This window comes from Kitasatospora sp. NBC_00070 (genome assembly GCF_045041205.1).
Lineage (GTDB): Bacteria > Actinomycetota > Actinomycetes > Streptomycetales > Streptomycetaceae > Kitasatospora.
The window spans coordinates 492,781-506,129 of record NZ_CP108247.1 but is presented as its reverse complement, the minus strand read 5'-3'; the positions used below and the strand labels follow the sequence as shown (position 1 = coordinate 506,129).

Below are 13,349 nucleotides of genomic sequence, written 5' to 3'. Positions count from 1 at the left end.
CGTAGGCAGCGGGAGCACCGCAGGTCCACCGGTTTTCGGCCGGCCGTACGCCAGGCGGTCGGCTACTGCTTCTTGAACGACCGGATCTGGTAGTTGCCCTGGAGGTTGCCCTCGCCGCCGGAGGGGGTGGAACCGACCCGGGAGTTGTAGTTGGTCTGGGTGTAGTACTGCACCCGGTGGTTGGTGTTGTTCCGGACCGAGAGGACGTTCTGCCCGCGCTGGATGAACGAGCAGTTGTCGGCGGTGTTGGCCTTGCGCTCGTCGGACCACTGGCACCTGGTCCCGCCGCCGTTCCAGTCGCTGTAGAGGCAGAAGTAGCCCGGCGAGCAGGAGTAGGCCCGCACCGAGGCGGGCGCGGCGGCGGCGTCGGTGATCGGAACGATCCCGAGGGCGGTGATCGCGGCGGCGGAGGCGAGCGCGAACGAACGGAGACGAAGCATGGCGAACTCCCTTTCGGTGCAGGCGCAAAGCGGCCCGGGCCGACAGCCGGTGCCGAAATGGATCCTTTGCGTGACTTATGGTGCCATTGCCGTCCTTTGTTCCCTGGGCACACCGGGCCCGGGAGCAGGGGGCGCCTGAAGCGCACCCGCGCACACCTGGAAGGCCGCACGCCCCTCAGGACACCGGCAGCGGCGGCCGGTCCTGGAGTTCGGTGCGGTAGCGGCCCGGGGTGGTGCCGAACTCGCGGTTGAAGGCGTGCGAGAAGGCGTACGGACCGGCGTAGCCGACCTGGTGGGCGATGGTGGCCAGCGGGTCGGCGGTGTCGCGGAGCAGGGTGGCGGCGTAGGTGAGGCGCCACCAGGTGAGGTAGGCCATCGGGGGCCGGCCGACCAGGGTGGTGAAGCGGCGGGCCAGGGTGGGGCGGGAGACCCCGGCCTCGGCGGCCAGCCGGTCGTTGGTCCAGGGGGCGGCCGGGTCGGAGTGCAGGGCCCGCAGCGCGGCGGCGGTGACCGGGTCGCCCAGCGCGGCGGGCCAGGCCCCGGTGCTGGCCCCGGCCAGCCAGGCCCGGACCAGGTAGACCAGCAGGAGGTCGAGCAGGCTGGGCACGGCCAGGCAGGCGCCCGGTCTGGCCTGCTCCAGCTCGCGGCCCAACAGGTCGATGGCGAACCGGAGTTCGGGATTGCTGCCGACCCGGTTGGGCAGCAGGACGACGTCCGGGAGTTCGGCCAGCAGGGGGTGCACGCGGCTGCGGTCCAGCCGGTACTTCCCGCACAGCAGCTCCGTGCCACCCTGCGGCGCGCTCCCGGCGTACTGCTCGAAGGGCACCGCGCGCGCCACGGTGGCCCGGTCGGCGGGGGAGTCGGCGATCACGTGGCCGGTGCCGTGCGGCAGCAGCACCGCGTCACCGGGGCCGAGCGTGACCGGGTCGCCGCCGCCGTCCGGCAGCAGCCAGCAGCCGCCCTCCAGTACGACGTGGAAGCCCGCGCCGTCGTACGGGGCCAGCCTGGTGCACCAACTCCCGCCGACCCGGAGCCGGTTGGAGGAGGGGCGGCCGAGCCGGACGGCGGAGATCGCGTCGCTCACTACATCCATCGGGCCAGCATACGGATCCTCGTAGGTGAGACGGACACGTATTTCTTTGAGCGCAGAAGGTATTGAGCTGCTCATCCACTGCTCGCTAAGGTCGTGATCATGGAGAACGAGAGCGTGCAGCGGATGATGCTGGGAGACGTCGAGGTCATCCGGCTGGTGGAGTGGCGGGGGACGTTCCTGCCGGCCGGTGACTTCGTGCCGGGGGCCGGGGCGGAGGTGTGGCGGGAGAACCGGGACTGGCTGACGCCGGACCACTGGGAGGGGGAGGACGGCCGGGTCGCGGCCGCGTTGCAGACCTGGGTGCTGCGCAGCGGCGGCCGGACGGTGGTGGTCGACACCGGGGTGGGCAACGGGCGCGAGCGGCCGGGGTCGGCGCTGTTCCACCAGTGGCAGGGCGACTTCCCGGGCCTGCTGGCCCGGGCCGGGATCACCCCGGAGGAGGTCGACGTGGTGGTCAACACCCACCTGCACGTCGACCACGTGGGCTGGAACACCACCGCGGTGGACGGCGGTTGGGCCCCGACCTTCCCGAACGCCAGGTACCTGCTGCCGGCCGCCGACGACGCCTGGTTCGGCCCCGGCAACGGCTACGCCAAGGGTGGCCGGGTCGACGACCGGCTGCTCTACGAGGACAGCATCGCCCCGGTCCACCAGGCCGGACAGGCCGTGCTCTGGGAGGGCACCCACCGGATCGACGAACACCTCACCCTGGAGTCTGCCCCCGGGCACACCCCCGGCTCGGCGGTGCTGCGGCTGGCCTCGGGCGGCGACCGGGCGGTCTTCGTCGGGGACCTGGTGCACAGCCCGGTGCAGATCCTCCGGCCGGACTGCAGCAGCTGCTTCTGCCTGGACCCGGCCGAGGCGGCGGCCAGCCGCCGCCGGATACTCGAACGGGCGGCGGACCAGCGCGAGTTGGTGGTCCCGGCGCACTTCGGCGGGGCGGGGGCGGTGGAGGTCAGGAAGGCCGGGGAGGGGTTCGCGCTCGGCCCTTGGGCGGCCTACCGCTGACGGGGCGCCAGGTCCGGGGCGTGAACCGCGTATCGCGCCCCTGCGGGGTGGGTACCTCCCGGGGATGACTGTGACATTCGACGAGACCGTCCGGGCCCGGCTCCGAGCTCCCCACATCTGGTACGTCGGCACCGTGTTCGCCGACGGCGCCCCGCAGGTCAGCCCGATGTGGGTGGACCTGGAAGGGGAGGACGAGCTGATGTTCAACACCTCGGTGGGCCGGGTGAAGGAGGAGAACCTGCGCCGGGACCCACGGGTCTACCTCTCGCACGCGGACTCCGCCGACCCCTACGACCGGGTGCAGATCAGCGGTGTGGTGAGCCGCTTCGTCGAGGGTGAGGAGGCGCGGGAGCTGATGGACCGGCTGGCGCGCAAGTACCTGGGCAACGAGCGCTACGAGTGGATGCTGCCGGGTGAGCAGCGGATCGCGGTGATCGTCCGCCCGGTGAAGGTGCGTCACATCGTCGGGGTGGAGCGGTTCCGCCCGGGCGGGCCGGTGGGTTGACCGGGGGCGGGCCGGTACGGGCGGCCGCCCGTACCGGCCCGGTCCGGGTCAGTGCCCGCGGGCCAGCCACTCGGCGAGGTGCGGGGCCTCGGCGCCGATGGTGGTGGAGTCGCCGTGGCCGGTGCGGACGACGGTGTCCGGCGGGAGGGTGAGCAGCCGGGCGGTGATCGAGTCGACGATGGTGGGGAAGTCGGAGAAGGACCGGCCGGTGGCGCCCGGGCCGCCGGCGAACAGGGTGTCGCCGGTGAAGACGGTGCCCAGGCCGGGGGCGTACAGGCAGACGGCGCCGGGGGCGTGGCCGGGGGTGTGCAGGACCGTCAGTTCGGTGCCGGCCACGGTCAGCCGGTGGCCGTCGGGGAGCGGTCCGTCGGGGGCGCGATCGGGGTGGGTCCGGTCCCAGAGCGGGCGGTCGGCCTCGTTCAGCAGGATCGGGGCGCCGGTCTTCGCGGCCAGCTCGGGGGCGGCGTTGACGTGGTCGTCGTGGGCGTGGGTGCAGACGATGGCGACCACCCGGCGGTCGCCGACCGCGGCCGCGATGGCCTCGGCGTCGTGGGCGGCGTCGATCACCAGCACCTCGTGGTCGTCGCCGACCAGCCAGACGTTGTTGTCGACCTCCCAGGTGCCGCCGTCCAGCGAGAAGGTGCCGGCGGTGACCAGGTGCTCGATCCGGGGCGAGGACTGAGCGGTCATCAGAACACCACCACCGAGCGGAGCACGTCGCCGCCGTGCATCCGGGCGAAGGCCTGCTCGACGCCGTCCAGCGGGATGGTCTCGGTGACGAACGCGTCCAGGTCCAGCCGCCCCTGCCGGTAGAGGTCGATCAGCAGCGGGAAGTCCCGGCTGGGCAGGCAGTCCCCGTACCAGCTCGACTTGAGCGAGCCGCCCCGGCCGAAGACGTCCAGCAGCGGCAGTTCGAGCTTCATCTCCGGCGTGGGCACGCCGACCAGGACGACGGTGCCCGCCAGGTCGCGGGCGTAGAACGCCTGCCGGTACGTCTCCGGGCGGCCGACGGCGTCGATCACCACGTCCGCACCGAAGCCGCCGGTCAGCTCGCGGATCGCCTCGACGGCGTCCGCCTGGCGGGAGTTGACGGTGTGGGTGGCGCCGAGGCCCCGGGCCAGCTCCAGCTTGCGGTCGTCGATGTCCACCGCGATGATCCGGGCCGCCCCGGCCAGCCGGGAGCCCGCGATCGCGGCGCCGCCGACCCCGCCGCAGCCGATCACCGCGACGCTGTCGCCCCGGCCGACCGCGCCGGTGTTCAGCGCGGCGCCCAGACCGGCCATCACGCCGCAGCCGAGCAGCCCGGCGGCGGCGGGGGAGGCGGCCGGGTCGACCTTGGTGCACTGCCCGGCCGCGACCAGGGTCTTCTCGGCGAACGCGCCGATGCCCAGCGCGGGGGAGAGCTCGGTGCCGTCCAGCAGCGTCATCCGCTGGGTCGCGTTGTGGGTGGCGAAGCAGTACCAGGGCCGGCCGCGCCGACAGGCCCGGCACTGGCCGCAGACCGCACGCCAGTTGAGGATCACGAAGTCACCCGGGGCGACCTCGGTGACGCCCTCGCCGACCGACTCCACCAGGCCGGCCGCCTCGTGGCCGAGCAGGAACGGGAACTCGTCGTTGATCCCGCCCTCGCGGTAGTGCAGATCGGTGTGGCAGACCCCGCAGGCCTGCACCTTCACCACCGCCTCGCCCGGGCTCGGATCGGGCACCACGATGGTCTCCACCCGGACGGGTTCGCCCTTCGCTCGGGCGATGACACCCTGGACCTGCTGGGACATGGCTGGAAACCCCTTCGTCGGCCGGCCGGGGAACCCACGGCTCCCTCCCGTCGGCAAGATTACGCAACCGCCACCCGTCCGGCCCCGCGGCTGGCTGGTGTCCCCGATTTCGGTGCCGATCCCCCTCTTGTGCGAGCGCCGTCACCCCTGGAAGATTCCTGGCAGCCGGCACCGAGGAGGGCAAGTGGCCGCACGGCGGTACTGGTTCGTGCTCGTGCTGTTCGGCGTGCTGCTCGCGGCCTCGCTGCCGCTGTACCGGCTGCCCGGCACCCGCTGCGGGCGGGCGGCCGACGCCGGCTGTGGCGTGCCGGTGCACGCGACCGGCGGCATCCTCGGCACCGCGGCGCTCGCCCATCCGGGCCGGCTGGCGGCGTTCTGGGCCGTCGCGCTGCTGCTCGCGCTCTGGCTGACGTTCCGTCGGTACCGCCGGGCCGGCCGGCTGCGGCGGGCGCTGCCCGCGCTGCTGGTGATGGTGCTGCTCGGCGGGGCGGCGGTCGCGCTGACGGTGACCGACTGGCACGGCTTCCACTCGCCGAACGCCGCCCTCGGCTCGGCCCAGCTGCTGATCTTCAACGGCGCCACCCCGCTGCTGGTCTCGGCGGCCGCGCTGTTCCTGCTGGCGGCGGCCGAACGCAGCAGCTGGCTGCTGCTGTTCTCGCTCGGGTACGCGGCGCTGGCCTACGGCCTCGCCACCTACGACGCGTTCCACCTGCTGGAACTGGTCCGCCTGCCGGTGGACGAGACCGCCGACCGGTGGGGCGTCCGGCAGTGCCTGGCGCTCGCGATCCCGGCCGGGGTGCTGCTGGGGGGCGGTGCAGTGGCCGCGCTGGCCGGGCGCAGTTCGCGCCCGACGGGCCGGCACGCCCGGGGCGGGGTACCGGCGGTGGCCCGGCGCGGGGTGCCGCAGCGCTGACGCCCGGCCGGCCGGAATTCCGGCGGGGCACGCTGCGAGAAGTCCCGACGGTCCCGGCGGACCCACGATGGCTGCGGTGCCTGCCCGGACCCCTGGGCCGGAGGTGACCGTCGCTGCGCCGTCCCGGCCGCCGGACTCCGGCCCGCCGGGACGGCCGCGCCGCTCGCCGGGCCGTCGAGAGGAGTTCTCATGCTGGTCTGCGTGACGGGGGGCACCGGCTTCGTCGGGGCCCATTCGGTGGCGGCCGTGCTGCGCGCCGGGTGCCGGGTCCGGCTGCTGGTCCGTGATCCGGCCGCCGTGGAGCGGTCGTTGGTGCCGCTCGGCGTCGATCCGGCCGGTCTTGAGCTGGTGGTCGGCGACGTCACCGACGAGGGAGCGGTGGCCGAGGCGGTCGAGGGTGCGGAGGTGGTGCTGCACGCGGCCTCGGTGTACTCCTTCGACAGCCGGCGGCGGAGCGAACTGCGGCGCACCAACGTGCGCGGCACCGAACTCGTGCTGGCCGCCGGGCGGGCGAGCGGTGCCCGGCGGGTGATCCACGTGTCGAGCGTCGGCGCGCTGTTCCCGGCCGCCGGGCCGGCCATCCGGACCGACTCGCCGGTGGGGCGGCCCCGGGAGGCGTACCTGGCGACCAAGGCAGCGGCCGAGCAGGTGGCCCGCCGGCACCAGCAGGAGGGCGCGCCGGTGGTGATCAGCTACCCGCCCGCCCTGCTCGGGCCGGACGACCCGTACCTGGGGGACCAGAACACCCGGCTGCGCAACGAGTTGCGGGGTCTGATGCCGCTCTGGCCGGGGGGCGGTCTCCCGCTGGGGGACGTCCGGGACACCGCGGCCCTGCACGCGGCGCTGGTGACCGGGACGGCCGGTCCGGCCACCCGGCACTTCGGCCCGCAGCACTTCCTGACCACCCGTCGGTACGTCGAGACGGTCCGGGAGGTCACCGGGCGGCAGCTGCCCGCGATGTACCTGCCGGCCCGCGCGATGCTGCCGTTCGGCCTGCTGACCGGGGTGGTGCAGCAGGTCTGGCCCTGGCACATCCCGGCCGAGTACGGCGCCGTCTACACCTGCGCGGTGGCCGCCCCGGCCGAGGGCGGCGACGAACACGGCATCGCCGCCCGGCCGTTGGCGGAGACGATGGCCGACACCATCGCCTGGCTGCACGCCCGGGGCCGGCTGAGCCGGGCCCAGGCGGGCCGGGCGGCGGACCGGCCGACGGCGGTGCGCGGATGACCGCCACCGGCGCCGCCCCGGGCGGCTGGGAGCGGCTGCCGGCGCGCCTCGGCTACGACCGGATCCGGCAGAACGTGATCGAACTGGTCGGTGACAGGCCGGAGTTGGCGGCCGTCACGGTCCCGGCCTGCCACGGCTGGACGGTCCGCGATCTGGTCGACCACCTGGTGGACGTCTGCCGGCAGGTCACCCTGGGGATCCAGGTGCTGCCGCTGCGGGACCCCGAGCCGGACGGTGCGGCCGGGGTGCCGGAGCTGCTGGAGCGGTGGACCGAGCTGTCCGGGCTGCTGCCGCCGCTCACCGAGGGGCTGCGCGGTCCGATCATGACGATGGACGCGCTGTCCCACGAACTCGACCTTCGGCGGGCGATCGGCGCACCGGTGCCGGTCGAGCATCCCGCCTACCCGGGCTCGCTGGACCTGGTGGCGCTGGGCATGGGCCTCACGGTGGCCGAACTCGGCCTGCCCGCCCTGCGGGTGCGGTCGGGCGGCCAGGAGTGGCGGGTCGGCCCGGGGGAGCCCGGGGTGACGGTGAGCGGGCACCACCACGACGTGTTCCGCTCGCTCACCGGGCGGCGCACCCTCGACCAGATCGGCGCGCTGTCCTGGAGCGGCCCCGCCGACCGCTGGCTGCCGGCCTTCACCTGGTGGCCGTTCAGCCCGCCCGCCGAGCCCACCGAACAGGCCGTGCATCCGCGTTGAGAGGGCCGGGAGCGAAGAGCGGGCACGTCAGGAGAAGTCCGGGGGGCCGCGGGAGCTGAGTATCTGTAGGGCCGTCCTGATGCAGTCGGCGCCGAGCACAGCTGACGAGGGGAGAGCCTCATGGGTGACGCGGGCACGGATCGGATCGGCCTCGGCCGGCGGGGGATGCGGATCGGCTGGGTGGCGCTGCGGCACACCGCAGTCGCACTGGGCGGGGCGGCGTTCCGGCGGGGCCGGGGCGGGTCGGTGACCGGCCGGCTGGCGCGGCAGGCTCCGGCGATGCTGACCGAGTTGGGCCCGTTCTACGTCAAGGTGGGCCAACTGCTCAGTACCCGGCGGGACTTGCTGCCCGAGCAGTGGTGCGACGAGCTGGGCCGGCTGACCGACACGGTGCCGCCGCCGACGCGGGCGGAGCTGGCGGCGGTGCTGGCCGAGGAGTTCGGCCCGGAGGCCGAGTGGCCGTTCGACACGTTCGACTGGGAGCCGGTCGGCAGCGGCAGCATCGCGACCGTGCACCGCGCGGTGCTGACCGACGGCCGGGTGGTGGCGGTGAAGATCCGGCGGCCCGGGATCGTGCCGCTGATGAGCAGTGACTTCCGGCTGGCCGGGGCGTTCGCCCGGGCGGCAGGCCGGCTGCCCGGCCTGCGCCGGCTGCCGGCCGAGGAGATGCTCGGGCAGATCGGGACCGCCGTACTGGCCCAGGCCGACCTGGCGGCGGAACGGGAGTCGCTGGCCCGGCTGCGCGGCAACCTGGCCGCGGTGAAGGGCGTACGGCTGCCCGAGCCGATCGAGGGGTTCGGCGGCGACCGGGTGCTGGTGATGGAGTTCCTGGACGACCTGCGGGAGTTCCGCCCGGAGCCGTACCTGCCGGAGCAGCGCCGGGACGCGATGCAGCGGGTGCTGCGGGCGGTCTACCAGATGCTCTTCCTGGACGGGCTGGTGCACTGCGACCTGCACCCGGGGAACCTGCGGCTGGACGGGGCGGGCGAGGTGGTGCTGCTGGACGCCGGGTTCGTGGTCCGGCTGCCCGACCGGGTGCGCAGGCATTTCGGGGAGTTCTTCCTGCGGATGGCGCTCGGCGAGGGCCGCCGGTGCGCGGACATCGTGATCGAGAGTGCCGCCAGGGTGCCGGTGGACTGCGATCTGGAGGCGTTCCGGACCGAGGTGGAGAAGCTGGTCGGGGACGCGTCGGCGGTGGTGGCGGCGGAGTTCAACCTCGCGGCGTTCGCGCCGCGGCTGTTCAAGCTGCAGCGGCGGTTCGGGATCTTCGCCGCCGCGGAGTTCGCGTTCCCGCTGCTGTCCCTGCTGGTGCTGGAGGGCATGATCCACAGCTTCGATCCCGGGGTTGACTTCCAGGGGGAGGCGGTCCCGGTGCTGATGCTGGCCTTCGGTGCGGCAGAGGGCTGAGTCGACAGCCAACGGCGGGCGGTGCGCGCCGACGCCGTTCGCTGAGCGGGGACGGTCCGGCCCACCGCCCCGGTGCTGCGGTCCGGTGTCAGCCGGATCTTCTGACGCCGGGCGCGCGGGCGAGCTGCACGGCCCGCTGGGTCGGCCGCAGCACGTCCAGCTGCTGCCGGCCGTCGAGTTCGGGCAGTGCCAGCAGGATCGGGATGTCCAGCTTGCCGAGCGGACGGGTCATCACGTCGGCCTCCACCGTCCCACCGCCGGAGATCACCACCGGCAGGTGCGAGGAGCCGACGAAGAGCGGCTGCCGCACCCAGGGGCGGGGTTCGACCGGGGCCCGGGAGACCACGGCGGCCCGGACGTACCACTGGCCGTCGGGCAGCCCGGTGAGCCGGTACGGGCCGGTCTTGTCGAGGACGTCGCAGGCCTTCGGCTGACCCTCGGGGATCGACTCCTTGAAGGCGGCCACGTAGATCCGGATCGGCAGGTCGGTCTCGGGGACGTACAACTCGCCCTGGACGGTGCCGCTGTGCCCGGTGGGCCGCCCCGGGCGCAGCGCGCTCGGGGTGCCGTCCATGCCGAGCTCGGACAGCATCCGGAACCTGGCCGGCGGGACGCCGACGCTGCGGGTGAAGCGGCTGGTGAACGTGCCGAGACTGTTGTACCCGACCATGAAGGAGATGTCGGTGACACTGGCCGACGTCTCCAACAGTAACTTCTTCGCCATACAGAGCCGAATGGCGGCCAGAAAGCGGCTGGGTGACGTTCCGGTGAGTGTGCGGAACACCCGGGAGAAGTAGAACTTGCTCAATATCGCGCTGTCCGCGATATCGGTGAGGGTGAGGGGTTCGTCAAAGCGTTCCCACATCGTGGCGATGGCCCGTTCGACAGCGTCATGCAAGGAATCTCTCCATTCCCGATGGGTGGATGTCCTATTTGTTCTGCTGCATTGGGGGCCGAGCCTAGCGATGAGGTGTCATGTCCGCAATGGTGCCTGCCGGTCAACTCCCGGTGCACAGTTGAGAATTCGCCACCCACTGGGTGTGAAGTCCGTGCGGCACCCGGACCGGCAGCGGGATCACGGCCACCGGCGGCCCGCTGAAGCGGGTCGAGTCGAGGACGATCAGTTCGCCGCGGTCGGTGGCGGTGTCGTGCACCAGGCTGAGCAGCCAGCCGTCGCCCTCGGGGGCGTGGGCGCCGCGCGGTACGAAGACCGCCTCGCCGGCCTCCCGGCCCGGCCCGACCCGGTGCACCTCGGTGTGTCCGGTGAGCAGGTCGTGGCGGAGGAGCTCGGGTCCGGCCAGTGCGCCGGCCCGCTCCGGGTGCAGGCCGACGGTGACGGCCCAGCGGTTCGGCGAGCCGGCGTAGCGGTCGTCGATCCGGGGGAACTCCTGGGCGCGGCCGTCGAGTCGGCGCTCCAGCACGGTGCCGTGCCGGTGGTCGACGGTCCACCGCCACAGGGCCGGGGCGGACTCGCCGGGGTGCAGCGGGTCGCGGTCGAAGACCCGCTCGTGCCGGATCACGTCGATCACCGTGCGGCCGCCCTGCTCGTAGGCGTTCACCGGGTGGAAGACGAAGCAGGGGTCGATCTCCAGCCAGCGGACGTCCGCGTCCCGGCCGCCGCGCGGCAGGATGCCGAGCCGGGCGCCGTGGCCCTCGTCCCAGGTGTAGGGGACCCGGGAGCCGGCCGCGGCCGCGCTCGGGTCGAAGGTGACCGGCAGGTCGTAGATGATCGCGTGCCGGTCGGTCAGCGAGAAGGCGTGCACCATCGGGGCGCCCTTGACGGTGATCGGCTCGGTCCGGCTGACCCGGCCGCGCGCGTCCACGGTCAGGTAGGTCAGCTGCGGCTGGCCGAACTGGTGGGCCACCGCGTGCAGTTCACCGGTCAGCGGGTCGGCCACCGGGTGTGCGGCGAAGCCGGCCGGCAGGGTGCCGTCGAAGTCGTGCCGGGCCAGCGTCTCCAACTGCTCGCCCAGCCGGAACGGGAGCGCGCCGCCGTCGCCGAGCGCCAGGGTGCGGCCCGCGTGCCGGACCAGGCCGGCGTTGGTGTTGTCGCACAGCCCGGCCGCCGGGCCCGGGGTGGGGAGTTCGCCCAGGGAGCGGGTGACCCGGTCGGTGCGCAGCCAGCGGTTGCGGTACCACTCGGCGCGGCCGTCGCGCAGCCGCAGACCGTGCACCATCGCGTCGCCCGCGAAGGCGTGGTCGGTGGCCGGGTCGTGGGCGCCGAGCGGGTTGGCGCCGATCCGCAGCAGGGTGCCGTCGAGGCCGGCCGGGAGCCGTCCGAGCACCGGCAGGCCGTGCTCGGTGACCTCCTCGGCAACCGGGCGGTAGCCGCCGGTCAGCAGGTGGGTGGTGCCGTGGGTGCGACGGGTGGTCATCTGGTGCCCCCTTGCATATCGGCGTTATATAACTCTGTTCTGTAAAGGTTCCTGCTGTCGTGAGAGGATGTCAAGAGTGAGCCCCCGTCAGATCGACCCGACCCTCGCCCCCCAACTCCTGCGGGCCGCAGCCAAGTTGCTCGCCGAGGAGGGGCCCAAGGCGCTGTCGACCCGGCGGCTGGCGGCCGAGGTGGGCACCTCCACGATGGCGGTCTACACCCACTTCGGCGGCAAGGGTGACCTGGTCAGGGCGATGGTGCGGGAGGGCTTCAGCTACCTCAACCGCAGTCTCACCGAGGTGGCCGAGACGGCCGACCCGGTGGCCGACATCGGCGCGCTCGGCTGGGCGTACCGGCGCAACGCGCGGGAGCACTGGCACCTCTACAGCGTGATGTTCGGCGGATCGGTGCTCAGCGGCTTCTCGCTCACCGACGACGACCGGCAGCACGGGCGCTACACGCTGGAGACCCTGGTCGGCGCGGTGGCCCGGTGCATGGCGGCCGGCCGGTTGTCACCCGGCGACCCGCAGGCGGTGGCGCACCAGCTGTGGATCGCCCTGCACGGCCTGGTCACCCTGGAGTTCGGCGGCTACCTGGTGCCCCCGTACGACGCGGACAGCTGCTTCGAGGCCCAGGTGGCCGGGCTGCTGATGGGCGCGGGCGGTGAGCCCGGCGCCACCCTGGCCTCGATGGTGCGGGCACGCGAACGGCGGGCCTGAGCGCGGTCGCGCCCTGGCCCGCCGTCGGCCGGTCGGTGGTCAGTTGTTCCAGGGGGCGGTGGGGAACCAGAGGTAGTCGAGCCGGCCGAGCACCCGGACGTCCCAGTAGACCAGGGTGAAGACGCCGGCCACGATGAAGGCGGCCGCCGTCACCGCCGCCACCCGGCCGGGCGAGGCGCTCAACCACCGTTGCAGCGGGCCGCCCAGGGCGTACGTCAGGACCAGCACCAGCAGCGACATCACCACGATGTTGCCGAGCGACTGGAGGGTGAAGGCGGCCGCGCCGTACAGCGGGTTGTGGGTGCTCGCCGCGTGCCGGAACAGGTCCCGGAACAGCGGGTAGGGGCGGCCGATCAGGAAGCCGCCGACCAGGGCGCCGAGCAGCACCATCGGGGCGTTCGGGAAGCGCCGGGAGAGCGGGCCGAGCGGGTCCTTGAGCAGGCCGGCGGCGGCCAGGCCCAGCACGGTCATCACCAGGCCGATCAGACCGAAGGTGACCATGGACTGCAGGCTGCGGGCCGACAGGGTGCCGGCCGGGCTGCTCGCGGTGGAGAACTGCGGCATCCGGGTGCCGACCAGGCCGACCAGCGCGCCGTACGCGGCGGAGACCGGGATCATCCCGGCGGCCATCCAGCCCAGCGGCCGGACGGTGTGCAGGAACCGGTCCCGACGGCTGGTCAGTTCGCCCATCATCGGGCCGACCGCGCCGAAGACCGCGATGTTGCAGGCGGTGAAGGAGCCCGCCAGACCGGTGACGAAGGCGAACACCACCCCGGTGGCGATCCCGGCGATCGGCGTCTTGTGGGCGTCGTGGCCGAGCAGGGCGTTGGCGGTGGTGGTGCCGATCTCGGTGTCCACGAATTTCGCGGACCAGGCGTAGGAGAGGAACAGGCCGAAGCCGACGCTGAGGAGCACCACCAGCATCCGGCGGCGCGGGAAGGTGCCGTTGACGAAGAGTGAGGTTCGGGAGGCCCCTGTGGCGGGTGTCGAAACGACGCGGAGATCGCTCACGTTTGCTGCTCTTCCGGTGGGGTTTTCAGGACAGGACGGCTTGATTCTGGGTGTCCCGGTGCGGCCCGGCTTCTTCGCACGTGCCCTTGCCAGGGCACGTTCGGAGTAGGCGGAAAACCCGTCAGGCGACCAGGATTTCGGTTGGACAGCTGTGACCGTTCGGCAGCCCGATTCCT

The 13,349-nt window shown here is 73.3% G+C and carries 14 protein-coding genes; 7 read left to right on the top strand and 7 right to left on the bottom strand.

The window, feature by feature from the left end:
• Positions 1-62: 62 nt before the first annotated feature.
• Both OHV05_RS02380 and OHV05_RS02375 read right to left on the bottom strand, forming a co-directional pair.
• Positions 63-440: a peptidase inhibitor family I36 protein gene (locus OHV05_RS02380; RefSeq protein ID WP_405016070.1), complete on the bottom strand. Its 378-nt coding sequence runs from the start codon at positions 438-440 to the stop codon at positions 63-65.
• A 175-nt stretch (positions 441-615) separates the two neighbouring features.
• Entirely contained in the window at positions 616-1,533 is a 918-nt protein-coding gene (locus OHV05_RS02375; protein WP_405016069.1) for an AraC family transcriptional regulator, read from the bottom strand.
• Between the two features lie 99 nt (positions 1,534-1,632).
• Between OHV05_RS02375 and OHV05_RS02370 the strand changes: the two genes are divergently transcribed.
• Positions 1,633-2,541, top strand: coding sequence for an MBL fold metallo-hydrolase (locus tag OHV05_RS02370; RefSeq protein WP_405016068.1), 909 nt, complete (start codon positions 1,633-1,635; stop codon positions 2,539-2,541).
• Between the two features lie 64 nt (positions 2,542-2,605).
• Positions 2,606-3,046, top strand: coding sequence for a PPOX class F420-dependent oxidoreductase (locus tag OHV05_RS02365; protein ID WP_405016067.1), 441 nt, complete (start codon positions 2,606-2,608; stop codon positions 3,044-3,046).
• A gap of 48 nt (positions 3,047-3,094) precedes the next feature.
• On the opposite strand, the gene OHV05_RS02360 is transcribed toward OHV05_RS02365, so the two are convergent.
• Positions 3,095-3,736 carry an MBL fold metallo-hydrolase gene (locus OHV05_RS02360; RefSeq protein ID WP_405016066.1) on the bottom strand — a complete coding sequence of 214 codons (642 nt, stop codon included), beginning with the start codon at positions 3,734-3,736 and terminating at the stop codon, positions 3,095-3,097.
• Positions 3,736-4,821, bottom strand: coding sequence for an S-(hydroxymethyl)mycothiol dehydrogenase (locus OHV05_RS02355; RefSeq protein WP_405016065.1), 1,086 nt, complete (start codon positions 4,819-4,821; stop codon positions 3,736-3,738). The genes OHV05_RS02360 and OHV05_RS02355 overlap by 1 nt, the downstream gene beginning before the upstream one ends.
• Before the next feature lie 184 nt (positions 4,822-5,005).
• Here OHV05_RS02355 and OHV05_RS02350 point away from each other — a divergent pair, with 184 nt between their 5' ends.
• The 4 genes from OHV05_RS02350 to OHV05_RS02335 all read left to right on the top strand — a co-directional run bounded on the left by OHV05_RS02350 (position 5,006) and on the right by OHV05_RS02335 (position 9,069).
• Positions 5,006-5,734: a hypothetical protein gene (locus OHV05_RS02350; RefSeq protein WP_405016064.1), complete on the top strand. Its 729-nt coding sequence runs from the start codon at positions 5,006-5,008 to the stop codon at positions 5,732-5,734.
• Between the two features lie 201 nt (positions 5,735-5,935).
• On the top strand, positions 5,936-6,961 hold the full coding sequence (locus OHV05_RS02345) for an NAD-dependent epimerase/dehydratase family protein (RefSeq protein WP_405016063.1): 1,026 nt from the start codon (positions 5,936-5,938) through the stop codon (positions 6,959-6,961).
• Positions 6,958-7,662: a maleylpyruvate isomerase family mycothiol-dependent enzyme gene (locus OHV05_RS02340; protein ID WP_405016062.1), complete on the top strand. Its 705-nt coding sequence runs from the start codon at positions 6,958-6,960 to the stop codon at positions 7,660-7,662. Before OHV05_RS02345 ends, OHV05_RS02340 begins: the two co-directional genes overlap by 4 nt.
• Positions 7,663-7,782: 120 nt before the next feature.
• Complete coding sequence (locus OHV05_RS02335; RefSeq protein ID WP_405016061.1) at positions 7,783-9,069, top strand: ABC1 kinase family protein; 1,287 nt, start codon at positions 7,783-7,785, stop codon at positions 9,067-9,069.
• A gap of 88 nt (positions 9,070-9,157) precedes the next feature.
• On the opposite strand, the gene OHV05_RS02330 is transcribed toward OHV05_RS02335, so the two are convergent.
• Together OHV05_RS02330 and OHV05_RS02325 are read right to left on the bottom strand one after the other, a co-directional pair.
• Entirely contained in the window at positions 9,158-9,934 is a 777-nt protein-coding gene (locus tag OHV05_RS02330) for a helix-turn-helix transcriptional regulator (RefSeq protein ID WP_405021375.1), read from the bottom strand.
• A 133-nt stretch (positions 9,935-10,067) separates the two neighbouring features.
• The gene (locus OHV05_RS02325; RefSeq protein WP_405016060.1) at positions 10,068-11,444 is read right to left on the bottom strand and encodes a carotenoid oxygenase family protein; all 1,377 of its coding nucleotides are present in this window, start codon (positions 11,442-11,444) and stop codon (positions 10,068-10,070) included.
• 76 nt (positions 11,445-11,520) lie between these two features.
• On the opposite strand from OHV05_RS02325, the gene OHV05_RS02320 reads away from it, so the two are divergent.
• Positions 11,521-12,162, top strand: a complete 642-nt coding sequence (locus OHV05_RS02320; RefSeq protein ID WP_405016059.1) for a TetR/AcrR family transcriptional regulator — start codon at positions 11,521-11,523, stop codon at positions 12,160-12,162.
• 39 nt (positions 12,163-12,201) lie between these two features.
• On the opposite strand, the gene OHV05_RS02315 is transcribed toward OHV05_RS02320, so the two are convergent.
• Positions 12,202-13,173, bottom strand: a complete 972-nt coding sequence (locus OHV05_RS02315) for a hypothetical protein (RefSeq protein ID WP_405016058.1) — start codon at positions 13,171-13,173, stop codon at positions 12,202-12,204.
• Positions 13,174-13,349: the final 176 nt, after the last annotated feature.